The 22,810-nt window shown below is 71.9% G+C and carries 21 protein-coding genes and 1 tRNA gene; 5 read left to right on the forward strand and 17 right to left on the reverse strand.

From position 1 onward, the window contains the following. The first annotated feature begins 151 nt into the window (after nt 1–151). Nucleotides 152–919 carry a 3-oxoacyl-ACP reductase FabG gene (gene fabG, locus ABZW30_RS10045; RefSeq protein WP_355670565.1) on the forward strand — a complete coding sequence of 256 codons (768 nt, stop codon included), beginning with the start codon at nt 152–154 and terminating at the stop codon, nt 917–919. 233 nt (nt 920–1,152) lie between these two features. Beyond that, the gene (locus ABZW30_RS10050) at nt 1,153–1,938 is read left to right on the forward strand and encodes a phosphatase PAP2 family protein (RefSeq protein ID WP_355670566.1); all 786 of its coding nucleotides are present in this window, start codon (nt 1,153–1,155) and stop codon (nt 1,936–1,938) included. A 30-nt stretch (nt 1,939–1,968) separates the two neighbouring features. Here the strand turns inward: ABZW30_RS10050 and ABZW30_RS10055 are convergent, their stop codons facing one another. Then, nucleotides 1,969–2,187, reverse strand: a complete 219-nt coding sequence (locus tag ABZW30_RS10055) for an I78 family peptidase inhibitor (protein WP_355670567.1) — start codon at nt 2,185–2,187, stop codon at nt 1,969–1,971. Nucleotides 2,188–2,264: 77 nt separating this feature from the next. On the opposite strand from ABZW30_RS10055, the gene ABZW30_RS10060 reads away from it, so the two are divergent. Continuing rightward, nucleotides 2,265–2,537 (forward strand): DUF6343 family protein, encoded by a 273-nt coding sequence (locus ABZW30_RS10060; protein ID WP_355670568.1) that lies wholly within the window; start codon nt 2,265–2,267, stop codon nt 2,535–2,537. Between the two features lie 69 nt (nt 2,538–2,606). On the opposite strand, the gene ABZW30_RS10065 is transcribed toward ABZW30_RS10060, so the two are convergent. From ABZW30_RS10065 to ABZW30_RS10135, 15 genes are all read right to left on the reverse strand, one after another. After that, on the reverse strand, nt 2,607–4,007 hold the full coding sequence (locus ABZW30_RS10065) for an aspartate aminotransferase family protein (RefSeq protein ID WP_355670569.1): 1,401 nt from the start codon (nt 4,005–4,007) through the stop codon (nt 2,607–2,609). Next, nucleotides 3,997–5,907 carry a 1-deoxy-D-xylulose-5-phosphate synthase gene (gene dxs, locus ABZW30_RS10070; RefSeq protein WP_355670570.1) on the reverse strand — a complete coding sequence of 637 codons (1,911 nt, stop codon included), beginning with the start codon at nt 5,905–5,907 and terminating at the stop codon, nt 3,997–3,999. The genes ABZW30_RS10065 and dxs overlap by 11 nt, the downstream gene beginning before the upstream one ends. 107 nt (nt 5,908–6,014) lie before the next feature. After that, nucleotides 6,015–7,043: an adenosyl-hopene transferase HpnH gene (hpnH, locus tag ABZW30_RS10075; protein WP_355670571.1), complete on the reverse strand. Its 1,029-nt coding sequence runs from the start codon at nt 7,041–7,043 to the stop codon at nt 6,015–6,017. A gap of 2 nt (nt 7,044–7,045) precedes the next feature. Continuing rightward, nucleotides 7,046–7,726 (reverse strand): 1-hydroxy-2-methyl-2-butenyl 4-diphosphate reductase, encoded by a 681-nt coding sequence (locus tag ABZW30_RS10080; protein ID WP_355670572.1) that lies wholly within the window; start codon nt 7,724–7,726, stop codon nt 7,046–7,048. Continuing rightward, the gene (shc, locus tag ABZW30_RS10085; RefSeq protein ID WP_355670573.1) at nt 7,723–9,804 is read right to left on the reverse strand and encodes a squalene--hopene cyclase; all 2,082 of its coding nucleotides are present in this window, start codon (nt 9,802–9,804) and stop codon (nt 7,723–7,725) included. The genes ABZW30_RS10080 and shc overlap by 4 nt, the downstream gene beginning before the upstream one ends. Before the next feature lie 7 nt (nt 9,805–9,811). Further along, complete coding sequence (locus tag ABZW30_RS10090) at nt 9,812–10,843, reverse strand: polyprenyl synthetase family protein (RefSeq protein ID WP_355670713.1); 1,032 nt, start codon at nt 10,841–10,843, stop codon at nt 9,812–9,814. 230 nt (nt 10,844–11,073) lie between these two features. Next, a complete protein-coding gene (gene hpnE / locus ABZW30_RS10095; RefSeq protein WP_355670574.1) occupies nt 11,074–12,501 on the reverse strand; it encodes a hydroxysqualene dehydroxylase HpnE in 1,428 nt (475 codons plus the stop codon). A 166-nt stretch (nt 12,502–12,667) separates the two neighbouring features. Continuing rightward, on the reverse strand, nt 12,668–13,525 hold the full coding sequence (hpnD, locus tag ABZW30_RS10100) for a presqualene diphosphate synthase HpnD (RefSeq protein ID WP_355670714.1): 858 nt from the start codon (nt 13,523–13,525) through the stop codon (nt 12,668–12,670). A gap of 41 nt (nt 13,526–13,566) precedes the next feature. Beyond that, nucleotides 13,567–14,514: a squalene synthase HpnC gene (gene hpnC / locus ABZW30_RS10105; RefSeq protein ID WP_355670575.1), complete on the reverse strand. Its 948-nt coding sequence runs from the start codon at nt 14,512–14,514 to the stop codon at nt 13,567–13,569. A gap of 303 nt (nt 14,515–14,817) precedes the next feature. Continuing rightward, nucleotides 14,818–15,627 carry an ABC transporter ATP-binding protein gene (locus ABZW30_RS10110; protein WP_355670576.1) on the reverse strand — a complete coding sequence of 270 codons (810 nt, stop codon included), beginning with the start codon at nt 15,625–15,627 and terminating at the stop codon, nt 14,818–14,820. After that, nucleotides 15,620–16,561 carry an ABC transporter permease gene (locus ABZW30_RS10115; RefSeq protein ID WP_355670577.1) on the reverse strand — a complete coding sequence of 314 codons (942 nt, stop codon included), beginning with the start codon at nt 16,559–16,561 and terminating at the stop codon, nt 15,620–15,622. The genes ABZW30_RS10110 and ABZW30_RS10115 overlap by 8 nt, the downstream gene beginning before the upstream one ends. A gap of 142 nt (nt 16,562–16,703) precedes the next feature. Continuing rightward, nucleotides 16,704–17,603 carry a glycosyltransferase gene (locus ABZW30_RS10120; protein WP_355670578.1) on the reverse strand — a complete coding sequence of 300 codons (900 nt, stop codon included), beginning with the start codon at nt 17,601–17,603 and terminating at the stop codon, nt 16,704–16,706. A gap of 73 nt (nt 17,604–17,676) precedes the next feature. Continuing rightward, a complete protein-coding gene (locus tag ABZW30_RS10125; RefSeq protein WP_355670715.1) occupies nt 17,677–18,414 on the reverse strand; it encodes a CDP-alcohol phosphatidyltransferase family protein in 738 nt (245 codons plus the stop codon). An 88-nt stretch (nt 18,415–18,502) separates the two neighbouring features. Beyond that, the gene (locus ABZW30_RS10130) at nt 18,503–19,564 is read right to left on the reverse strand and encodes an iron-containing alcohol dehydrogenase family protein (RefSeq protein ID WP_355670579.1); all 1,062 of its coding nucleotides are present in this window, start codon (nt 19,562–19,564) and stop codon (nt 18,503–18,505) included. Continuing rightward, nucleotides 19,552–20,307 (reverse strand): phosphocholine cytidylyltransferase family protein, encoded by a 756-nt coding sequence (locus ABZW30_RS10135; protein ID WP_355670580.1) that lies wholly within the window; start codon nt 20,305–20,307, stop codon nt 19,552–19,554. Before ABZW30_RS10135 ends, ABZW30_RS10130 begins: the two co-directional genes overlap by 13 nt. A gap of 488 nt (nt 20,308–20,795) precedes the next feature. On the opposite strand from ABZW30_RS10135, the gene idi reads away from it, so the two are divergent. After that, nucleotides 20,796–21,449 (forward strand): isopentenyl-diphosphate Delta-isomerase, encoded by a 654-nt coding sequence (idi, locus tag ABZW30_RS10140; RefSeq protein WP_355670581.1) that lies wholly within the window; start codon nt 20,796–20,798, stop codon nt 21,447–21,449. Nucleotides 21,450–21,617: 168 nt separating this feature from the next. Here the strand turns inward: idi and ABZW30_RS10145 are convergent, their stop codons facing one another. Then, nucleotides 21,618–22,340 carry an ATP-binding protein gene (locus tag ABZW30_RS10145; RefSeq protein WP_355670582.1) on the reverse strand — a complete coding sequence of 241 codons (723 nt, stop codon included), beginning with the start codon at nt 22,338–22,340 and terminating at the stop codon, nt 21,618–21,620. A gap of 336 nt (nt 22,341–22,676) precedes the next feature. On the opposite strand from ABZW30_RS10145, the gene ABZW30_RS10150 reads away from it, so the two are divergent. Next, a tRNA-Leu gene (locus tag ABZW30_RS10150) sits at nt 22,677–22,761 on the forward strand. Nucleotides 22,762–22,810: the final 49 nt, after the last annotated feature.

A 22,810-nucleotide genomic window follows, 5' to 3' on the forward strand; every position in this document is an offset into this window, starting at 1 on the left:
CCGTTCTCAGCAGAAAGCCGACCGGCCGGTCCTTACCGACCGTCACCTGCGTCTCTCTACCCTGGCCGCCTCCCCTACCCGCCGGTAGGGTGTGGACACCCTCTCCGGGGGCACTCCCCCGGAGGCATCCCCGAGAGAGACGAGAGCGAGCATGACCGAGCAGAGCACCGCCCCCCGGGTCGCCGTCGTCACCGGCGCCGCCCGCGGCCTGGGCGCCGCCACCGCCCTCCGGCTGGCCGCCGACGGCTACGCGGTCGCCGTGCTGGACCTGGACGAGGCCACCGGCAAGGACACCGTCGACCGGATCACCGCCGCGGGCGGCCGGGCACTGGCCGTCGGCGCCGACGTCTCCGACGCCGAGCAGGTCCAGGCCGCCGTCGACCGCGTGGTCGCCGAGCTCGGCGCACCGGTCGTGCTGGTCAACAACGCCGGCGTACTCCGCGACAACCTCCTCTTCAAGATGTCCGAGTCCGACTGGGACACGGTCATGAACGTCCACCTGCGCGGCGCCTTCCTGATGACCCGCGCGGTGCAGAAGCACATGGTCGACGCCGGATTCGGCCGCATCGTCAACCTGTCCTCCTCGTCGGCCCAGGGCAACCGCGGCCAGGCCAACTACTCCGCCGCCAAGGCCGGCCTGCAGGGCTTCACCAAGACTTTGGCCATCGAGCTGGGCAAGTTCGGCATCACCGCCAACGCGGTCGCCCCCGGTTTCATCGCCACGGACATGACGGCGGCCACCGCGGCTCGGGTCGGCATGGACTTCGAAGACTTCAAGCAGGCTGCGGCCTCTCAGATCCCGGTCCAACGGGTCGGTGAGCCCGAGGACGTCGCCCACGCCATCTCGTTCCTCGCCAGCGAGGGCGCCGGCTTCGTCTCCGGACAGGTGATCTACGTGGCGGGCGGCCCCCTCGACTGAGCACCGGACCTACACAGGGTGACCACGGAGTGGGAGGCCGGCCGGACCGGCATCCCACTCCGTTTTCTTTACCGGGGCTTTTGCATAATCATTCGAAGACCACACTGGTATTCGACTCCAGAATACTGGAAATCACTCCCCGGGCCGCCTCGGGGGCGACTCAATTGTCGATTTCCCGGGAAAATGACAATTCCCTCCGGAATGGCCCCGGCCGGATGGGTAAGGTCACCCCCGTGCAATCCAGAAGTACCCCCGCCCGCATTCCGCGACAGGAGCCGGAACGCCGCACCGCCGACCCCCGGGACCTCCGGAGTCCCACCCGCGCCCCCGCGCCCGCCACCCCCCACGGCGGCGAGGTCGGCTGGCCCCCGATGAGCCGCCGCCGAGCCGCCCTGCTTGCCGCCACCTGCGGCGTCTACCTGCTGGTGCTGGCCGGTGTGCTGCTCAACACCGCCCTGGTCGACCTCGACTGGTCGGTCCGCCTGCTCCGCCCCTACGACCGGTGGCCCAGCCTGGAACCACTGCTCGCCACCTGGGTGGTCGCCGGGCAGCGCGGGCCCAGCGCGATCGCCGCCTTCGTCTGGCTCGCCTGGCGCGCCCACCGCCTCGGCCGGCTGCGCCCACTGTTGGTCATGAGCATCGCGCTGCTGCTGCTCAACATCACGGTCGGCGCGGTCAAGATCGTCACCGGCCGGCTCGGCCCGCACTACGCCCAGTACGTCGGCTCACCCGAGTTGTTCTCCGGCGGCACCATCTTCCCCTCCGGCCACACCGCCAACGCCGTGGTCACCTGGGGCGTGCTCGCCTACCTCGCGGTCCGCTGGCGGCGCACCGGCGCGGTGATCGCCGCCGCCACCGCCTGCTCGATCGGCCTGACCACGGTCTACCTGGGCACCCACTGGGTCACCGACGTCCTGGCCGGCTGGGCCGCCGGACTGCTGGTGCTGCTCTCGCTGCCGCTGCTGGAACCGCTGGTCGCCGGCGCCGAGCAGCGTCTGCACCGCCGGTTCGCACGCTGAGCCCGGCCCGCGCCCTGCCGGGCGGCAGTGCTACCCCTCCCAGCTGCGCTCGACCACACCGTCCCGCGCCAAGAGGTTGAGCCGCCCCTGCCGGTACTCCATGGTGATCATCTGCTCCGGCTCCAGTACCCGGACCGAGGCCCAGCCGTGCCTCCGGGCCAGCTCCCGGGCCCGCTCGATCCGCAGCCCCGCGTACCCCTCGGCGTCCTCCCCCATCGCACCCGCCCCCGCGGTGTCCGACCCCGTCATCGCGCCTCCCCCGGCTCGCCCCTCGGACGTACGCTGGAATCGTAGCCCCCACCCGCGTGGCTCGGAGGTGATCGGCCATGGGCACCACCACCCCGCGACGGTGGCGCAGCGGCACCGAGCCGGCCACCGCCCGCAGCGACCTCAAGCTCCGGTACCTGCTCTCGCTCACCTTCACCCCGCTGTTCGCGCTGGCCACCGCGGGCTTCGCCGTCTGGGCGGCCGTCTCCCCCGTCGACGGCGCCCCCAGCCGGGGCACCCTCACCGGCTTCGCGGTAGCCCTCGGCCTGCTCACCGTGTTCGCCGCCGTCGATCTCGTGGTGGTCATCCGGCGCCGCCGGACCGAGCTCTGACGCGGTGTCTCCCACGGAGTGGGAAGTCGGCCCGGCCGACTTCCCGCTCCCCGGTTCCAGGGCCGACCGTCAGCGGTTGCCGACCGCCTGCTTCACCAGCGTCCGTCCGAAGTCCCACATCAGGCCGTTCCCCCGGTGGGCCTCGTCCATGATCTCGGTGAACGCATCGACGAACCGATCCACATCCTGATCGGTGATGATCAGCGGCGGAATCAGCTTGATCACTTCCAGATGGTCACCGGACACCTGGGTCAGAATCCGGTGCCGCTGCAGCAGCGGCACGACCACCATCTGCGCGAAGAGCCCCTTGCGCGCCGCCTGCAGCGCCGTCCAACCGGTGCGCAGCTTCAGCGACCTGGGCCGGCCGAACTCGATGCCGATCATCAGCCCGCGGCCGCGGACCTCGGCGAGCAGCTCGTACTTGTCGACCAGCGCGGCCAGCCGCTCACGGAACCGGTCGCCGACCTGTCGGGCGTTGTCCACCACCTTCTCGTCGCGCATCACCTCCAGGGTCGCCAGCCCCGCCGCCATGGCCTGGGCATTGGACCCGAAGCTGGCCGAGTGCACCAGCACCCGGTCCATCGAGGAGTACACCTTCTCGAAGATCCAGCTCTTGCCGAGCGTCGCCCCGACCGGCACGTACCCGCCGGAGAGCGCCTTGGCCGCGCAGACCAGGTCGGGCAGCACGCCCTCCTCGCTCTGGTAGGCGAAGAACTCGCCGGTGCGGCCGATCCCGGTCTGCACCTCGTCGCAGATCAGCAGCGCCCTGTGCTCGTGCAGCAGCGCCTGCGCCGCGCGCAGCCAGCCGGGGGGCGGCGCCTGGACGCCCTTGCCCTGGATCGGTTCGACGATCAGCGCCGCGACGTCGCCCCGCTTCAGTTCCTTGGCCAGCGCGCCGATGTCGCCGAGCGGGATGGCGGTGTCCGGCAGCAGCGGGTCGAAGCCCTTGCGGAAGCCGCTCTCCCCGTTGACCGAGAGCGATCCGGTGGTCAGCCCGTGGAAGGCGTGGTCGGCATAGAGGACCCGCTTGCGCCCGGTGGCGTACCGGGCGAACTTGAGCGCGGTCTCCACCGCCTCGGTGCCGCTGTTGCCGAAGAACACCCGGTCCAGCCCGGGCGCGTACGACAGCAGCCGCTCGGCCAGCAGCCCGGGCAACGGCGAGCAGTCGAAGCGGACCAGGTCCGGCAGGTCCAGGTCCATCACCTGCTGGATCGCCGAGCGCACCACCGGGTGGTGGCGGCCGAGCGCGAAGATGCCGAAGCCGGCCAGCATGTCGAGGTACTCGTTGCCCTCGGCGTCGTAGAAGTACTGGCCCTTGGCGCGGTCGTAGTACTTGTCGAAGCCGATGGTGTGGAGCATCCGCGGCAGCTGCGGGTTGAGGTAGCGGCTGTGCAACTCGTAGCGCTCGGCGCCTCGTTCGGCGACGAGGGCGGCGAGGTCGAAGGCGGGGCGGTCTGGGTCAGCCGGCATGGCGCGGGTTCGCTCCTCGGGTCGGTAGCAGGTTCTTGGCGAAGACGGCGGTCTGTGCGGCGACCCCGGTCCCGGTCAGGCCGGTCTCCTCCAGGATCTCCCCGCGCGCGGCGTGGCCGAGGAACTCCTGCGGCAGGCCGAGCACCCGCACCGGGACGTCCACGTCGGCGTCGCGCAACGTCTGGGAGACGGCCGAACCGACGCCTCCGGTACGGCCGTTGTCCTCGACCGTGACCACCAGCCGGTGGGCGGCCGCGAGTTCGGGCAGCGCCGGGTCGACCGGCTTGACCCAACGCGGGTCGACCACGGTCGCGGTGAAGCCCTCGGCGAGCAGCAGCCGGGCGGCATCCAGGCAGGCGGAGGCGGTGGTGCCGACCGCGATCAGCAGGATCTCCGGCTCCGCGCCGGTGCGCAGCAGCACGTCCGTCCCGCCGATCCGCTCGATCGCCGCGACGGCGGGCCCGACGTTCCCCTTGGGGAAGCGGACCACGGTGGGCGCGTCCTCGACCTCGACGGCCTCGCGCAGCTGGGCGCGCAGCTGATCGGCGTCGCGCGGCGCGGCCAGCCGCAGGCCGGGGACGACCTGGAGGATCGACATGTCCCACATGCCGTTGTGTGAGGCGCCGTCCGGCCCGGTCACCCCGGAGCGGTCGAGCACGAAGGTGACGCCGAGCCGGTGCAGGGCGACGTCCATCAGCACCTGGTCGAAGGCCCGGTTGAGGAAGGTCGCGTACACCGCGACCACCGGGTGCAGCCCGCCGATGGCCAGGCCGGCCGCGCTGGTGACGGCGTGCTGCTCGGCGATCCCGACGTCGAAGGTCCGGTCCGGGTACGCCTTGGCGAACGGCCCCAGCCCGACCGGCTGGAGCATCGCGGCGGTGATCGCCACCAGGTCGGGCCGCTCGGCGCCGAGCTCGACCAGCTCCTCCCCGAACACGGAGGTCCAGGAGACCCCGGCGCTGGGCGAGATCGGCAGGCAGGTGTACGGGTCGATCGGGTTGACGGCGTGGAAGCGGTCGGCCTCGTCCTGCTCGGCGGGCAGGTAGCCACGCCCCTTGACGGTCAGGCAGTGCACGATGACCGGGCCGCCGAAGTTCCTGGCCTGGCGCAGCGCTTGTTCGACCGCGCCCAGGTCGTGGCCGTCGATCGGTCCGAGGTACTTGAGCCCGAGGTCCTCGAACATGCCCTGCGGAGCGAAGGCGTCCTTGAACCCCTTCTTGGCGCCGTGCAGCGCGTCGAAGATCGGCTGACCGACCAGCGGGGTGCGCTGCAGCGCCTCCTTGCCGAGAGCGAGGAAGCGTTCGTAGCCCTGGGTGGTGCGCAGGGTGGCCAGGTGGTTGGCCAGGCCGCCGATGGTCTTGGCGTAGGAGCGCTCGTTGTCGTTGACGACGATGACCAGCGGCCGGTCGCGGGCCTCGGCGATGTTGTTGAGCGCCTCCCAGGCGAGCCCGCCGGTGAGCGCGCCGTCGCCGATCACCGCGACGGTGTGCCGGTCGTGCTGGCCGAGCAGCCCGGCGGCCTTGGCGAGTCCGTCGGCGTAGGAGAGCGCGGTGGAGGCGTGCGAGTTCTCGACCAGGTCGTGTTCGGACTCGGCGCGCGAGGGGTAGCCGGACAGCCCGCCCTTCGTCCGCAGTTCCGAGAAGTCCTGGCGGCCGGTGAGCAGCTTGTGGACGTAGCTCTGGTGCCCGGTGTCGAAGACGATCCGGTCGTACGGCGAGTCGAAGACCCGGTGCAGCGCGATGGTCAGCTCCACCACGCCGAGGTTGGGCCCGAGGTGGCCGCCGGTGCGGGTGACGGCGTCGATCAGGAAGTCGCGGATCTCCTCGGCGAGCAGCGGGAGTTCCGATGCGGGGAGCTTGCGCAGCTCGGCCGGGGATGTGACGCGGGAGAGCAGTGACATGGGTACACCTCACGACTCGAAGTGGTGCGGTGGTGCCTCCGCCCCCAAGGGAAGGGCGGGGTCGGCCCGGGCACCGCGGCCCGGGCCGGACGGGAGCTCAACCGGGCTCAGTGCCCGCGGTTGGCGCTGACGGTCTCGGTGATGGCTCGCAGCGACTGCTGGAGCGAGCCCATGGTCGCGAGGACGGCGGTCGGCTCGTAGCCGCAGTGGGCCATGCAGTTCTCGCAGCGCGGGTCCTTGCCGCGGCCGTACTTGCTCCAGTCGGTCTTCTCGACCAGTTCGCGGTACGTCGGCACGTATCCGTCGGCCATCAGGTAGCAGGGCCGCTGCCAGCCGAACAGCGAGTAGTTGGGAATGCCCCAGGGGGTGCACTCGAAGTCGGCCTTACCCTCCAGGAAGTCCAGGAAGAGCGGGCTGTGGTTGAGGCGCCAGCGCTTGCGGTTGCCGCCGGCGAAGGCCTTGCGGAAGAGCTCCCGGGTCTGCTCGACGCCGAGGAAGTGCTCCTGGTCGGGCGCCTTCTCGTAGGCGTAGGCCGGGGAGATCATCATCTCGTCCACCTTCAACTCGTCGTTGAGGTAGTCGAGGACGTCGATGACGGTCTGCGGGGTGTCGGTGTTGAAGAAAGTGCTGTTGGTGGTGACCCGGAACCCGCGCCGCTTGGCCTCCTTGATCGCGGCCACCGCCTCGTCGAAGGTACCCTCCTTGGCCACCGACTCGTCGTGCCGCTCGCGCAGGCCGTCGATGTGCACCGCGAAGGTGAAGTACGGCGAGGGCTTGAACTTGTCGATCTTCTTGCGTAGCAGCAGCGCGTTGGTGCAGAGGAAGACGTATTTGCGGTGCCCGACCAGTTGCCGCACGATCTCGTCGATCTGCGGGTGCATCAGCGGCTCGCCGCCGGCGATCGAGACCATCGGGGCACCCGACTCCAGGACCGCGCCGACCGCCTGCGCGACGGGCATCCGCTGCTTGAGCACGCCGGCCGGGTGCTGGATCTTGCCGCAGCCCTCACAGGCGAGGTTGCACGCGAACAGCGGTTCCAGCTCGACGATCAGCGGGAACTTGTCCCGTCGCTTGAGCAGCTTCTGCTGCATCAGGTAGGTGCCGACCCGCACGGTCTGGCGCAACGGCATGGCCATGGCTAGCTCGCCTCCTGGGGGAGCGTCGAGGATGTGGGGTGGTTCAGGTCTGCGGAGCCGGTCCCGGATTCCCGTCGGTACCAGTCGACCAGGGCGGGTACCGTCGCCCGCAGGGTCCGCCAGGCGCGCACCCCGGCCGGGAGGGTGCCGGGCCGCAGCAGCTCGCGCTCGGGGGTGTCCACCACCACCCGCAGAACGGCGACGGGCAACGCCGGGCGCACCTCCCGCAGAGCGGCCAGGACGGCGGCGGCCTCCATGTCGACGGCGAGCGCGCCCTGCAGGTGCAGGGCGCGCCGCTCGATGCCGCGCACCACGTGGTCGGCGGTGTGGTGCACCCCGGTGTGGGCGGTCAGGCCGTACTCCTTGAGCGCCCGGGCCAGCTCCGGCCCGGAGTCGACCGGGTACAGGTGGCCCTCGGCATCGCGCACGCCGTCGGCGGCGACCACGTCGCCCGGCGCCACGCCCGGGCCGACGGCGGCGCCGAAGCCGGCCACCACGACCGCGCCGTAGCCGGCCGGGGCGGAGTTGAGCAGCCGTCGGACGGCCAGCCCGGCCCGCCGCCGGCCGACCCCTGTGCGCACCAGCACCGGCGGCCCACCGGCGGCGCCGCGCCAGTCACCGCCGCGCAGCGCCCACACCTCGGGGCCCAGCGCGCAGAGCACCAGCAAGGGGGCGGTGGTCACCGCGCCGCCCCGATCGCCGGGGTACCGCTCGGCTTCGCCCGGCCCGGGGCGCCGTTGAGGTAACGGCCGAGCGCGGTGACCGGGAAGACCAGCCGGTACAGGTGGTAGTTGATGGAGAAGTCCCACGGGAAGCCGGTGCCGGTGAACTGCGGCTCGTCCCAGGTGCCTTCGGGCAGCTGGGTGCGCACCAGCCAGTCCACGCCGCGTTCCACCGCCGGGTTGGCCCGGCCGTCCGGGCCCTCGCCGGCCGCGAGCAGCGCCATCAGTGCCCACGCGGTCTGCGAGGCGGTGGAGTCGCCCCGCCCGGCCCAGCGCACCGGGTCGTCGTAGGAGCGCATGTCCTCGCCCCAGCCGCCGTCGGCGTTCTGCCGGTCCTCCAGCCAGCGCACCGCCCGACGGATCGCCGGGTGCTCGTCCGGGACGCCGGCCGCCACCAGGGCGGGCAGCACCGAGCCGGTGCCGTAGATGTAGTTGGTGCCCCAGCGGCCGAACCAGGAGCCGTCCGCCTCCTGGTTGCGCAGCAGCCACTCGATGCCCCGCCGGGTCCGCGGGTCCCGGGCCCGGCCGGTCTCGGCGAGCATCTCCACCACGTGGGCGGTGACGTCCGCGGACGGCGGGTCGACCACCTCGCCGAAATCGCAGAACGGCAGCTTGTTGGGCAGCACGCTGGTGTTGTCGACGTCGAAGGCGCCCCAGGCGCCGTTCTTGGACTGCATGCCGAGGTTCCAGAGCACGCCCCGGTCCATCGCGGCGTCGACCTTGGCCGGGTCGGGGTGGGCGACCCGGCGCAGCGCGAGCACCACCTCGGCGGTGTCGTCGATGTCGGGGTAGGTGTCGTTCTCGAACTCGAAGGCCCAGCCGCCGGCCGGCAGCCCGGGCCGTTGGACGGACCAGTCGCCGCGCTTGCGGATCTCCTCGCCGAGCATCCAGTCGACGGCGGAGACCAGCGCCGGGTGGTCGGCCGGCACCCCGGCGTCGACCAGCGCGATGGTGGCCAGGCAGGTGTCCCAGACCGGGGACTGGCAGGCCTCCATCCAGCGCATGCCGTCCTCGGTGTGCACGGTGAAGCGGTCGAAGGAGGAGAGCCCGGCCTTCACCACCGGGTGCTCCAGCTCGTAGCCCTCCAGGTGCAGGGCGATCAGCGAGTAGACGGCCGGGGGCTGGATGCCGCCCCAGCAGCCGTCGGCCTCCTGCCGCTCGACGATCCAGCGGCAGGCCTGGGAGACGGCGAGTCGGCGCAGCGGCCGGAAGGCCCGGCGGTGGTAGGCGTGCAGCGCCTTGTCGAGGCGCTCGAACATGCCGTCCCAGCTGGTGGCGGGGGCGAGCGGCCGGTCGGGGTACGGGTGGTCCGGGTCGGTGTGCAGCTCGGTGAGCGCGAAGGGGGCCGGACGGACCGGGCGGTGGGCCGAGACGACGGTCAGCGGGACGATGGTCTGGCGGGCCCAGCAACCGAAGGCGTAGATGTTCAGCGGCAGCCACTTGGGCAGGAAGATGATCTCGGGCGGCATCTCCGGCAGCCGCTCCCAGGGCCACCAGCCGAAGAGCGCGAGCCAGATCCGGGTGAACACCCGGGCGGCCGCGATGCCCCCGGCGGAGCGGACGTAGCGGGCGGCAGCCAGCATGTGCGGGGCGTCCGGGTCGTCGCCGGCGAGCTTGAGGGCGACGTACGCCTCGACGGTGGTGGACAGCTCGGGCGGCCCGCCGTGGAAGGTGGCCCAGGTGCCGTCCTCCCGCTGCTGTGAGCGGATCCACTCGGCGGTGGCCCGGGTCTGCTCCTCGGTCCTGATGCCCAGGAACTGGCGGAGCAGTAAGTCCTCGGCGTCCATGGTGACGTTGGTCTCCAGGTCGCCTTTCCACCAGCCCTCGGAGGACTGCAGCGAGAGCAGGTGGGTGGTGGCGCGCGCCAGGGCCTCGCGCGCGTCGGCGGGCCGGAGTTCCGCCTCACCGGCCGGCCGGAGCCGGTCGGTGTCCTCGGGCTGCCAGCGCCCCGTGCCCAGCAGGGTCGGGGGGCGGTCGCCCACCGCGACCGGCTCGGAATCGTACTCAGGGTCGAGCCGGCCGTCCGCGGTTGCTGTCAACGTAACGTCACCTCTCTCGTACCACCACGAATTCGGCGAGTGCGACGAAGTGCTCGCGCACCTCGTCGGACATGGGCACCTCGTCCAGGGCGGCGAGGGCAGTCGTGTGCTGGCGGCGGGCCTCCTCCTGGGTCCAGGCCCGACCGCCGGCCTCCTCGATCAGCGCGGCCCGGGCGGCGAGCTCGGGCTCGCTCTCCTCGCCCCGGCCCTGCGGGTCCGCCAGCTGCTCGGCCAGCCGGCGCGAGGCCTGGCCGCCCTCGGCCAGCGCGGCGGCGACCGGCAGGGACTTCTTGCGCTGGCGCAGGTCGCCCCAGTGCGGCTTGCCGGTGACCTCGGTCGCGCCCCAGATGCCGAGCAGGTCGTCCACCGCCTGGAAGGCCAGGCCCAGGTGGTGGCCGTAGCGCTCGAGCGCGTCGGAGACCTTGTCGTCGGCCCCGGCCAGCACGGCGCCGATCGCCGAGGCGGCGGCCAGCAGTGCCGCCGTCTTGCCGCCCTCCATCTCCAGGCACTCGGCCACGGTGACGCTGTCGCGCTGCTCGAAGGCGACGTCCATGGCCTGGCCGTCGATCAGCCGGCGGGTCGCCGTGGTGAGCAGCCGGACGGCGCGCGCGGCGTCGGCGGGGCTCGTGCCACCGGTCACCACGGCGTCGAGCAGCACCTCCGTGCCGAGCGTGGCCAGGGCGTCGCCGACCAGGATCGCCTGGGCCGGTCCGAAGACCGTCCAGGCTGTGGCCCGATGCCGCCGGGTCTCGTCACCGTCCATCAGATCATCATGAAGGAGGGAGAAGTTGTGCACCAGTTCAACAGCCACCCCACCGGGCACGCCCACCTCGGCCGCCGCACCGGTGGCCTGGGCGGACAGCAGCGCCAGCGCCGGGCGCACCGCCTTGCCGCCGTCCCCCTCGACCGGGGTGCCGTCCCGGTCGATCCAGCCGAAGTGGTACGCCGCCACGGTGTCCATCGGTGCGGCCAACCGGGCGACGGCGGCCCGCAGCGGCGGGGTGCAGAGCGTACGGCTGCGGGCGAGCAGCTCCGGCACCGAGACCGGTTCGGCGTGCGCCGTGCCTCCGACGGCGAAGCCGGTGCGTGACTCCACGTGCGTTCCCTCTCCCTCGTGGTGCCGGACCGCACGGGGCGGCCGGGTACTTCCGGTGCGGCTGGTGTCGATGGTGGTGCCGAAGCGAACGGTGTCGGTGCGGCCGATCGGGCCGGTGCGGCCGACAGTACGCCCGTCGGCTCTCGCGGGCTCTCCGGCGGAGGGGCCTGCCGTCACCTGGGCCACCTCCCGTCGCCGCGGTCCACCGGCACCCGGGCGCCGGCCGCGGCGAGCGCGGCGTCGGCGGCGGCGTGGCCGCTGCGCACGGCGCCCTCCATGGTCGCGGGCCAGCCGGTGGCCGTCCACGAGCCGGCCAGCAGCAGACCGGCGACGGCCGTCGCGGCCGACGGGCGCAGCACGGCGGTGCCCGGGGCGCCGTCGAAGGTGGCGGTGCGCTCCCGGGTGGCGAAGAAGTCCAGTACCTCGGCCCCGGCTGCGGCCGGCAGCAACCGGGCCAGCTCGGGCAGGTAGCGGCGGCGCAGTTCGGCCACCGGCAGATCGATCTCGTCCTGGACGGCGGACTGGGAGAGCGCCAGGTACTGGGCGCCGGGGTGGGCTCGGCCGATCGAGGTGCCGGCCAGGCCGGAGTGGGTGGTGCGGTCGAAGACCCACTGGACCGGGGAGTCGAGCGCGGCGAAGAAGGGCCGGCGCAGCACCTTGCGGTCGTAGACCACGTGCACGTTGAGGATCGGCGCGGTGCCGAAGTCGGCCAGCCGCTGGGACACGGCCCCCTGCGGCAGCAGGCCGGCCGCGGTGTCCTGGGCGCCGGCCAGCACCACGGTGTCGGCGGTGAGCAGTTCCCCGCTCTCCAGCCGGACGGCGTGCTGGGGCGCGGCCGGCTTGAGTTCCGCGACCCGGGCGCGCAGCCGCACCTTCACGCCGGCGCTTTCCAGCTCGGCGAGCGCCCGGTCGTGGTGGATCACGCCGAGCGGGACGGCGGCGATGCCGATGTCGGCGGCGCCCGGATCGGAGAGCAGGCCGGTCTTGAACACCTTGGCGGCGAGCGCCAGCGACACCTGGTCGGCCCGGGCGTTCAGGGTGGCGATGCCGACCAGGTCCCACAGCGCGGCCGTGGTGGCAGCGTTCTGCCCGTTGCGGCGCAGCCACTCTCCGAAGGAGAGCCGGTCCAGCGCCGGGTCGTCGAGGTCCAGGCCCTTGAGGGCGAGCGCACCGCGGACCACCCGAGCGCGGTCGGCCGCCGACAGGTGCGGGTAGCGGGCGAGGCTGCCGGCCAGGTGCAGCGGGACCGGCAGGCCGGCCCTGCGCAGTCGGCCCAGGGTGCGCACCGGGGCCTCGTCGGGGCCGGTGGCGGAGAGCACCGGGACGTCCAGGCGCTCCTGCAGGTGGGTCATCCGGGTGGCGCCGAGGCGTTCCAGCAGGCCGCGGTAGGCGGTGCAGCAGCGCAGGAAGACGTGCTGGCCGTTGTCGACGGTCAGCTCGCCGCGCTGGAAGGAGAAGGCCAGCCCGCCGAGCCGGGGCCGGCCCTCGGCGAGGGTGACGTCGTGGCCGGCCTCGGCCAGCCGCAGTGCGGTGGTGATCCCGGCCAGGCCGCCGCCGACCACGACGGCGGCCGGGCGCGCGGCATCGGCTCGCCCGGTCATCGGCCCTCCCCCTCGAAGTCGCAGGACCGCGCGGCGGCGGTCGCTGTGGCCGGCATGCAGACGGTCGGCGCCGTCGTGGTCGACCCGGTCGTGGTCAACGTGGTCAACACGGATCTACCCGGATGTGATTCCCCGCTGACACAGCGTGACAGAACTGTGGCAAGAATCAAGAACGCCCCCCGGCGAGCCCGGAAAGCGCCACGTACGCCTTCTCCCAGCCCGGGAGCGAGACCCGGCCGCGCAGCACCGACTCGGGGTCGGCGGCGATCCGGCCGAGCAGCCGGTGGTAGATCCCGGCCATCGCGGCGGTGCAGGCCCGGCTGCGGCGGTCGAGCATCGGCAGCAGCCGCAGGCCCTCCTCGAAGGCGGCCTGGGCGCGGGCGGCCTCGAAGGCCACCAGGCCGGTGAAGTCGGCGCCGACCGGCGGCTTGGGCAGCGCGAAGCCCTGCTCGCAGCCGAACCGGACCAGGTCCTCGGTGGGCAGGTAGGTGCGGCCGTTCAGGGCGTCCTCGCGCAGGTCGCGCAGGATGTTGGTGAGCTGCAGGGCCAGACCCAGGGTGTCCGCGTACCGGGCCCCGCGCTCGGGGTCGTCGCAGCCGTACACGCCCAGCGAGAGCCGGCCGATCGCGCCGGCCACGCAGCGGCAGTAGACCTTCAGCTCCTCGTACGTCTGGTACTCGGCGCCCTTGAGGTCCATCTCGACGCCGTCGATCAGCTCGTCGAAGCCGCCGAGCGGGATCGGGAAGCGCCGGGCCGCGTCGGCCAGGGCGACCTTGATCGGGTCGGTGTCGTCCTCGGCCACCACCCCGGAGCGGACCTCGTCCACCAGTTCCCGGGTACGCAGCAGCGCCTCGGCCTTGCGGTCGTCCGGGAGGTCGCCGTCGCCGATGTCGTCCACCCGGCGGGCGAGGGCGTACAGGGCCGACATGGCCAGCCGCTTGGGCTCGGGCAACAGCCGGATGCCGTAGCTGAAGTTGCGCGCCTGCATCCCGGTTACTGCCTCGCAGTACCGGTACGCCGCCATGACCTGGGCCGACGCCAGTGGTGATGCCGCCACTCGGGCGTTCACCTTCCCTTCGCGAAGATGGCCGCCGCCTTCGCTGCGAGGCGGCGCTTGTCCGGCTTCGCCTGCTGGGCGAGTACGTCGTACCCGGCGTCCTCGACGGCCGCCAGGGCCGCGTAGCCGCCGGCGGTGAATCCCGCCAGGAGCAGTCGAAGCCTCCCCCGAACCGTACCTACCAATGGTGCGCCACGGTCGAGCAGGGTGCGGGCCCGTTCGGCCTCGAAGGCGATCAGCTCCCGCACCGCCCCGTTCGCGCTGGGGGCGGCGAGCTCGGCCTCGGTGACGCCGAAGCGTTCGAGGTCCTCGGTGGGGAGGTAGATCCGGCCGTGGGACAGGTCCTCGGCCACGTCCTGCAGGTGCTCGACCACCTGGAGGCCGCTGCAGACGGCGTCCGACAGCGCGATCCGCTCGGGGGTGGCGACCCCCGCGATGTCGAGCACCAGGCGGCCGACCGGGTCGGCGGAGAGCGTGCAGTAGCCGATCAGGTCGTCGTAGGTGGCGTAGCGGGTGGTGGTCTGGTCCACCCGGTTGGCCTCGATCAGACGGCGGAACGGCTCGGGGGTGAGGTCGCGCTTGTCGACCAGCGGGACGAGCGCCCGCAGCAGCGGGTGGCGGGGCCGGTCGGCGCTGCCGGGGTGCAGAGCGGTCTCGAAGACCCGGTCGAGGTCACGCTCCAGCCCGTCGAGCAGGGCGAGCCGGAAGGCGACCTCCGCCGGGCTCGGCGGGCCGGACTGTTCCGAAGGGGTGGCGGGGGGCCGCTGCTCGACCCCGAGCAGGGCTGCGATGGCGGCCGGGTCGGCCAGGTCCCCGTCGCCGGCGTCGTCGACCAGCCGGGCGAAGCCGTAGACCCTCATCAGGTCGTCGCGCCAGGCCGCGGGCAGGAAGAACGGGGCGACCGGGAAGTTCTCCGCACCCGCCTTCTCCAGGGTCTGTTCCGCGGATGGGTTCACCGGCGTATCACTGGGCTGGGCCGAAGCCGACACTGCTGTCACTCCCCCGTTCTACACCGCCGGGTATCACCGGTCCGACTCGGACACGCGTCCGAGCGCGGGCGTCACCTACGGCACACCACCCCCGCGCCTACAGCCTGACACCACGGGCCGCGCCCGAGAAGAGCGCCCCGCCCGGCGCACGGGGGCGCTCACCCCCGCGGCGGCGGGCCAGCCGGGGTACCGGTCGCCCGCATGCCGAAGGGCCGGCTCCGGAGTATTCCGGAGTCGGCCCTTCGGAGCCAGGAATTTTCGCAGCCGGGGTTACGGGCGCTCGCCGCGCTCGTAACGGCCGACGACCTCCTCGGTCGGGCCGTCCATGATCAGCTCGCCGGCCTCGATCCAGATGGTCCGCTCGCAGACCTCGCGGATCGAGTTGTTGTCGTGGCTGACCAGGAAGACCGTACCGGCGGACCCGCGCAGCTCGTCGATGCGCCGCTTGCTGCGCTGCTGGAAGGCCTGGTCACCGGTGGCCAGGGCCTCGTCGATCAGCAGCACGTCGTGGGCCTTGGCGGCGGCGATCGAGAACCGCAGGCGGGCGCCCATGCCGGAGGAGTAGGTGCGCATCGGCAGGGAGATGAAGTCGCCCTTGTCGTTGATGCCGGAGAAGTCGACGATCTCCTGGTAGCGCGCCTTCACCTGAGCCGGGGTCATGCCCATCGCCAGGCAGCCCAGGATGACGTTGCGCTCACCGGTCAGCTCGTTCATCAGGGCCGCGTTGACGCCCAGCAGCGAGGGCTGGCCGTTGGTGTAGATGCCGCCCTTCTCGGTCGGCAGCAGGCCCGCGATGGCGGCCAGCATGGTCGACTTGCCGGAGCCGTTGGAGCCGATCAGGCCGATCGCCTCGCCCTTGTACGCGGTGAAGCTGACGCCCTTCACCGCGTGCACCTCGCGCACGCCGGCGGCGCGCTTGCGGCTGATGATGCGGCTCAGCGCCGAGGTGGCGCTGCCCTTGCCGGAGCCGGCGCCGTGCACCCGGTAGACGATGTGCACGTCGTCGACGACGACGGTGGGCTCGCGGGCGACCTTCACGGCCGGGACGGCGTCGCTCTTGCTCAGGTCGGTGTCAGCCACGGCCGTACTCCTCCTCGGCCTTCCAGAAGAAGACGTATCCGATGACGAACATGCCGACGCCCCAGGCCAGACCGTACGTCCACTGGTGCGGCGGAATGGTCTGGTGCGCGGGCTGGTGCTTGTTGTAGATAATCGGCGCGAAGGCGTGCCGGAGCAGGTCCATGTAGACCGAGGCCGGGTTGAGGGCCATGATCGTCTGGATGTAGTGCGGCCAGGTCGAGACCTTGTCCTGGATGCTGAACATCACACCGGACAGGAACATCCAGGCCCGCATCACGAACGGGATCAGCTGCGAGATGTCACTGGTCTTGGAACCGATCCGGGCGAAGATCAGCGAGACGCCGGTGTTGAACAGGGTCTGCAGGAACAGCGCCGGGACGATCAGCAGCCAGGTCTTGCCCGGGGTGATGCCGGCCGCCAGCACGGTGATGACCAGCACCACCATCGAGATCAGCAGCTGCTGCAGCTGGATCACGGTGAAGGCGATCGGCAGGCTGGCGCGCGGGAAGTGCAGCGCGCGGATCAGGCCGAGGTTGTCGGAGATCGCCCGGGTGCCGGACTGCACCGCGTTCTGGGTGAACTGGAAGATGAAGACGCCGATGCAGAGCCAGGCGATGTAGGTGTTCGGCGGGAAGTTGTCCTTGCTCTTCAGGATCACGCCGAAGACCAGGTAGAACACACCGCAGTTGAGCAGCGGGGTCACGACCTGCCACAGCTGCCCGAGCTTGGCGTCGGTGTACTGGGCCACCAGGCGGGCGGTGGCGAAGGCCCAGACGAAGTGGCGCCGGGCCCAGAGCTGCTTGGTGTAGGCGAACAGACCGGGCCGTGCACCGCTCACCGACAGACGGTACTTGTCCGCAAGCTGCTTGGGGGTCAGGCCCGCGTCCGCCCCCCTCGGGGCTGAGAGGCTGACGGGTTCACTCACTGTCGACACATTCGTCCTTCACGCGGGATCGGTCGGGGCGGCCGGTCGGCGGGGGTCCGCCGGCCTTGCGCCGATGGGGATCCACTGGGATCACGGGGGGATTCCGACCGGTGTGTGGTCACCGGCCGCGGCGATCGATCACCTGATCAAATCAGATGATCGGAGGTCGGCCCATCTTGGTCAGTCGCCAGACGGTACGCCATCGCATGGGCTTCCGCGGACCGCAGGGTTCGCGGAAACCCGCCCGGAATCCGCCCAACCAGGCCTTCAGTCCCTCGGCGGAGGGGCGTCGGGCCACGGTCAGCAGAAACCAGGTTCCCAGATAGAGAGGCACCAACGGGGCCGGAAGGTTCCGCCTCGCGAGCCAGACCCTGTTACGGGCCACGTTGTGGAAGTAGGCGGCGTGCCGGGCCGGCGAGGTGGCCGGGTGGTGCAGCACCACGTCGGACCGGTAGTCGATGGCCCAGCCCGCGTCCAGTGCGCGCCACGCGAGGTCGGTCTCCTCGTGGGCGTAGAAGAACTCGGCGGGCAGCTGCCCGGCCTGCTCGAACACCTTGCAGCGCACGGCGCTCGCGCCGCCCAGGAAGGTGGTCACCCGGGACGAGCGCATCGGGTCGCTGGCGCGCAGCCGGGGGACGTGTCGGCGCTGGGTGACGCCGGTGTCCGGGTCCTCGATCCGGAAGGAGACGATGCCCAGCTCCGGGTCGGTGGTGAAGGCCTCGCGCAGCAGGCGGGCCGAGTCGGTGCGCGGCAGCAGCCCGTCGTCGTCCAGGAAGAGGACGGCGTCCACGTCCCGGCCGTCCGGCCCGAACAGCTCGATGCCGACGTTGCGCCCGCCCGGGATGCCGAGGTTCTCGGGCAGCTCGACGCTGCGCACGCCCTCCGGCAGCGGGGGCAGCTCGGCGCCCTGGCCGACCACGGCGAACTCGACGGCCGGGCCTTCCTGGGCGCGGACGGACTCGATCAGGGCGTTGAGCTCGGCGGGCCGGTTGCCCATGGTGATGACGACGACGCCGAGGCGGAAGCTCTCCGCAGTGGTGGGAGCGCTCATGCGCCCGCCTCGCTGTACTCGGCGAGGGCATTCGCCCACGCGCACCTCTCGATCATGAACTCGCTCCGCTCGTTCATCGCAGCCTGCTCGACAGGACGATGCTCAGCAGGTGCAGCACGGTCTGCAGCATGGCGATCGCCGCCAGCACCACGACCGCGAGCCGGGTGAAGAACAGCCCGCCGTGCACGGCGTCGGCGATCCCGGCCGCCAGGATGAACAGCGAGGCCTCGACCGCGCCGACCAGGCGGTGGAACTTCAGCACGGAGGCCGCCCGGCGGGCCTTGGCCACCGAGGCGGAGCGCGGCACCGAGGCGCTGTCCTCGACCGCCGTCATGCCGCTGCGGGCCCGGGCCACGTCCACCAGGTCCGTCTCGGACTTGATCAGGATGGCACCGAGCGCGGCCAGCGTGCCCAGGAACGCCCACTCCCAGTGCGAGCCGTGGCCCTCACGGTGCAGCAGGTCGGTGGCGCGCAGGCCGAGGCCGGTCAGCAGGGCCGCCTCGGACATGTAGTGGCCGACCCGGTCCAGGTAGACACCGGTGAGCGAGGTCTGCCGGCGCCAGCGGGCCACCTCGCCGTCCACGCAGTCCAGCAGCAGGTAGACCTGGATCAGCAGGGCGCCCAGGATCGCGCCGGCGATGCCCGGGACGACCAGCGCGGCACCGGCCAGGATGCCGGTGAACATCATCAGGTAGGTCAGGCCGTTGGGCGTGATCGCTGTCATGGTGGACAGCACGCGGGTGATCCGCAGCGAGATCTTCCGCATGTACAGGCGCCCGGCCCAGTGCTCGGCACTGCGGCGCTGGAGCATGCCCTCCGGGTGGATCACCGCGCGCAGTTCCTCGATCGAGGGCCGGCGGGTCAGGTCCACCGGGGGCCGCGCGCCCGCGGTGGAGGGGTCAGCTGTTGACGGCTTGGACATAGTCGGCGTACGCGTCCCTGATTGCGGAAGGGGAGAGGTCGAGGTGTTCCAGGATGGTGAAGCGCCCCGGGCGGGTGTTCGGAGCGTAGTGCACCGCCTCGGTGAACTCCGCATCGCTGAAACCCATTTGAGCCGCGGTCACCGGCAGCCCGTGGCTCGCCAGGCGCTCCACGATCAGACCGGTCAGCTCGCGCTCGCCCCGCAGGAAGCTGGCGAACGCGGCACCGAGGCCGACCTGTTCGCCGTGCTGGGCGGAACGCTTGGGGTACAGCACGTCCAGGGCATGCGAGATCTCGTGGCAGGCGCCCGAGGAGGGCCGGGTGCTGCCCGCGATGTTCATCGCGATGCCGGACAGTACCAGGGCTTCCGCGAGGGCCGTCAGGAGGTCCTGATCCTGAGTGCTTCCTGGGTGCCGCAGCAGGTTCTCGCCCGCCGATCGGGCCATCGCGACGGCCAGTCCGTCCACCGGTTCGCCGGTGACGGCGTGCGACAACTCCCAGTCCGCGCAGGCCGAGATGTTGGAGACGACGTCCCCGATACCGGCCGCCACGAAGCGCTGCGGGGCCTGCCGGATCACGTCCAGGTCGACGATGATGCCGATCGGGCCGGGCACCCCGTAGGAGCCCCGGCCGGCGTCGTTGTCGAGAGTGGAGACCGGCGAGCAGATGCCGTCGTGGGCCAGGTTGGTCGCCACCGCGACCACCGGCAGGCCGACCCGGGCGGCGGCGTACTTGGCGGCGTCGATGATCTTGCCGCCACCGAGGCCGACGACCGCGTCGTAGTGCTTGCCCCGCATCTCCTCGGCGAAGCGCACCGCGCTGTCGAGGCTGCCGTCGTCCACGTTGTACCAGTCGGCGCCGGGCAGGGCGGGCTCCAGGCGCTCGCGCATCACGGCGCCGGAGCCGTTGCTGATCGCCACCGCGATCCGGCCCGAGGCCGACAGCCGCTGGTCCGCGAGGATGCCGCCGAGCGCGTCCAGCGCGCCCGGGCGGATCTCCGCGAACAGCGGCGACGGGACCAGTCGGGTCAGTACTGGCACGCGATCTCCCGCGCCTTCGCCAGGTCGTCGTGGTTGTCGACCTCGACCCAGGACACCTCGCCGATCGGCTGCACGTCGATCCGAAGGCCCCGGTCGACCATCTCCTGGTAGCCGTCCTCGTAGTACAGCTGCGGGTCGCGCTCGTAGGTGGCGCGCAGCGCGTCGGTCAGGTCGGCGGCGGCGGCGGGGTTGATCACGGTGACACCGATGTACTCGCCGGTGGCCTCGGCCGGGTCCATCAGCTTGGTGATGCGGCGCATGCCGGCGGCCGGGTCGACGACGACCTTCATCTCCTCGTCGGCGAGCTTCTTCACCGTGTCGAGGGCGAGCAGGATGCCGGGGGCCCGGCCGTTCTCGGCGAGGCGCCGGTTGCCCTCCAGCATGGTGCGCTGGACGGAGGCCGGGTGGACGGTGTCGCCGTTGGCCAGCAGCAGGCCCTCGGAGAACAGCTCACGGGCGCACCAGAGCGAGTAGGCGTTGTTCCACTCCTCGGCCTTGTCGTTCTCGACCAGGTGAAGCTTGACGCCGTACTTGCTCTCCAGGGCGTCCTTGCGGTCGTACACCGCCTCCTTGCGGTAGCCGACGACGATCGCGGCCTCGCGCAGTCCGACCTCGGCGAAGTTGCCCAGGGTGAGGTCCAGGACGGTCCGCTCCCCGTCGACCGGCACCAGCGCCTTGGGCAGGGTGTCGGTGTACGGGCGCAGCCGGCGGCCGGCGCCGGCTGCCAGAACGAGGCCGATCATGCGGGGTCTCCTGATCCGTCGTGCGTCGTGCTGTGCGCGCGGGGATGTGCCGACGGGTCGGCGACGCTCCGGTGCGCCGGACCGGTGTTCGACCCGGCCGGGCGGCGGCGCGCCGGTACCGGCACAGATCCGGGCAGCGTGTCGTAAGTGATGGTAGGCGACCCGGGCGATCGACCCGAACGCGCCCGGTGGCGGCCAGGTGACGGTGAGGTGATCGAGCCGTGATCGAACGGACTTCGAGCGGGCTCCGAACGGTTCTGCGAATCGAATGACCCTTCCGAGGGCATCCCGGACCCTTCTCTGCCCGGATCAGGACTCCTGCAGGTCGCGATCCGCCCGGTTATGCGTGGGACCCGTCCCGACCGCCACCCATACGGCAGACTGGAGCCCGACGCCGGCGCCGGTGCCCCCGCTGTGTCCGCTGCACTCCACCCGATGCACACGACGCACCCGATGCTTCCGTTGCTCCCGCCCCCGAAAGAGGCCTCATGCCCCAGAGTCTGCCGACCGAACCGACACATTTCGACGCCGAGATCGACACCGGTCTCAACGTGGAGACAGACGTGACGGTCGACCCACGGGGCCTGTCCACCGCCCCCACGGGCACCGAGATCCTGCTGGAACTGGTCGACGACGAGGGCGTCACGATCGGCACCGCCGAGAAGCTCTGGGCCCACCGGCAGCCCGGCCGACTCCACCGGGCCTTCTCGGTGTTCCTCTTCGACCGCCAAGGCCGACTGCTGCTGCAGCGCCGGGCGCTCGGCAAGTACCACTCCCCGGGCGTGTGGTCGAACACCTGCTGCGGGCATCCGTACCCGGACGAGCCGCCCTTCGTGGCCGCCGCCCGGCGCACCGCCGAGGAGCTGGGCGTCGCACCGGCGCTGCTCTGCGAGGCGGGGACGGTCCGCTACGACCTGCCGGACGAGGCCTCCGGGCTGATCGAGCGGGAGTGGAACCACCTGTTCGTGGGACTGGTCACCGCCCCGGTCACACCGAACCCGGACGAGGTGGACGACTTCGCCTTCGTGACCGCGCAGGAGCTGCGGGAGCTGCGGGCGGAGCGGCCGTTCTCGGTGTGGTTCGAGACGGTCTTCGAGGCGGCGCTGCCGGGGATCCGGGAGATCGCCGGGCGCGACTGGTAGGGCTGTCGGTTCCCGGCTCGGCTTCCTGGTCGTTCCGGGTCGGTTTCCGGCTCGGCTTTCGGGTCGGGTTTCGACTCGGCGGCCGCATTGCCCCGGACGCTGTCGGTCGTGCTCCGCCGAGCGCCGTAGGCTGCCGGGTCGACGGCCACGCTCCCCCGAGTGCGCCCGTCAGCGCTCGGGCTCCGAGGGGACGGGCAGCGAGGCCCAGATGACCTTGCCGCCCTCCCCCGTGCGTTCGACGTCGCACACCCCGCCGGCCTGCAGGGTCACGCTCTTCACCAGCAGCAGGCCGCGCCCGCCGGTGCGTCCGGTGTCACTCTCCAGGGCCTTCGGGTGGTACGGGTCGCCGTCCTCCACCGACACCCGCACCCAGCCGCGGCGCACCGACAGCTCGGTGATCACCTCGGGTGACAGCTCGGCGGCGTGCGTCACGGCGTTGCTGACCAGCTCGGAGACGATCAGCAGCAGGTCGTCCACCAACTCCTGGTAGCGCACCCCGGCCATGCCCTGGGCCAGCAGGCGGTCCCGGACCGCGTGCCGGGTGCGCGGCACGGAGGCCTCCTCGGCGGCCGCCCGGAAGCGCCAGACGCCCTCGGCGGGGTCGCCGGAGGCCTTCCGGCCCGGTTTTCGTCCCGGCCCCCGGTCGGGCCTTGTGGGTCGGCCGGGCCGGCCCCGCTGGTCGGGCTGCTCCGGTTGCTCGGGATTCTCGGGCTTCTCGGGATTCTCGGGATTCTCGGGCTTCTCGGGTCGGTCGGGCCGGTCCGGGTGGCCGGCGTCGGTGCGCGCGCCGCCCTGGTTGCCGCGTCTCGGTTCGGCCTCCGCCGTTCCGCTGATCTGCTCCACGTCCAGCCGCCCTTCGTCCGCGACCCGGGAATCAGGCGATCCGCTCATGGCGCCCTCGGTCCACAGAGGCTAGGAGAGCGGTCGGCGCGGCCGTGGCACCGTCGACAACTTGCCCGTGTCGGATCGGTTCCGCCCTGAGCCGATCGATCACGGCACTGAAACCGACCGTTTGCTTCGCCCTCGCCACCGCTTCGGCCGGGGTTCGAGCGCCCTGGCGAGCCGTCCCACCCAGTCCGGCCAGGCCTCGGGTGCCCACCGGCCGCGCGTCCGGACGGGGCGCGCGAACATCGGGCCGAGGAAACGCAGGTGAGAAGCACTCCAGAACCCTGGTAATGTTCTCTCTGTCGCCGAGGGGACGAGAAAAAACCCCAAAGCACACACCCCGTCCGGGTGGCGGAATGGCAGACGCGCTAGCTTGAGGTGCTAGTGCCCTTTATCGGGCGTGGGGGTTCAAGTCCCCCCTCGGACACAGCCGAATTCCCCGTGGGATCCGAAAGGAACCCGCGGGGAATTTCCTT

Origin of the sequence: Kitasatospora sp. NPDC004669, assembly GCF_040609455.1 — a bacterium.
In the GTDB taxonomy this organism is placed as follows: Bacteria; Actinomycetota; Actinomycetes; order Streptomycetales; family Streptomycetaceae; genus Kitasatospora.

What these genes read in the sequence shown, in the direction of transcription:
- ABZW30_RS10145 (WP_355670582.1), bottom strand. Translation starts at nt 22,340, where the DNA reads ATGAGCGGATCGCCTGATTCCCGGGTCGCGGACGAAGGGCGGCTGGAC.
- dxs (WP_355670570.1), bottom strand. Translation starts at nt 5,907, where the DNA reads ATGTCACTGCTCTCCCGCGTCACATCCCCGGCCGAGCTGCGCAAGCTC.
- hpnE (WP_355670574.1), bottom strand. Translation starts at nt 12,501, where the DNA reads ATGACCGGGCGAGCCGATGCCGCGCGCCCGGCCGCCGTCGTGGTCGGC.
- hpnH (WP_355670571.1), bottom strand. Translation starts at nt 7,043, where the DNA reads ATGGCCATGCCGTTGCGCCAGACCGTGCGGGTCGGCACCTACCTGATG.
- ABZW30_RS10125 (WP_355670715.1), bottom strand. Translation starts at nt 18,414, where the DNA reads ATGCTCCAGCGCCGCAGTGCCGAGCACTGGGCCGGGCGCCTGTACATG.
- fabG (WP_355670565.1), top strand. Translation starts at nt 152, where the DNA reads ATGACCGAGCAGAGCACCGCCCCCCGGGTCGCCGTCGTCACCGGCGCC.
- ABZW30_RS10060 (WP_355670568.1), top strand. Translation starts at nt 2,265, where the DNA reads ATGGGCACCACCACCCCGCGACGGTGGCGCAGCGGCACCGAGCCGGCC.
- ABZW30_RS10120 (WP_355670578.1), bottom strand. Translation starts at nt 17,603, where the DNA reads ATGAGCGCTCCCACCACTGCGGAGAGCTTCCGCCTCGGCGTCGTCGTC.
- idi (WP_355670581.1), top strand. Translation starts at nt 20,796, where the DNA reads ATGCCCCAGAGTCTGCCGACCGAACCGACACATTTCGACGCCGAGATC.
- hpnD (WP_355670714.1), bottom strand. Translation starts at nt 13,525, where the DNA reads ATGGCGGCGTACCGGTACTGCGAGGCAGTAACCGGGATGCAGGCGCGC.
- ABZW30_RS10135 (WP_355670580.1), bottom strand. Translation starts at nt 20,307, where the DNA reads ATGATCGGCCTCGTTCTGGCAGCCGGCGCCGGCCGCCGGCTGCGCCCG.
- ABZW30_RS10065 (WP_355670569.1), bottom strand. Translation starts at nt 4,007, where the DNA reads ATGCCGGCTGACCCAGACCGCCCCGCCTTCGACCTCGCCGCCCTCGTC.
- ABZW30_RS10055 (WP_355670567.1), bottom strand. Translation starts at nt 2,187, where the DNA reads ATGACGGGGTCGGACACCGCGGGGGCGGGTGCGATGGGGGAGGACGCC.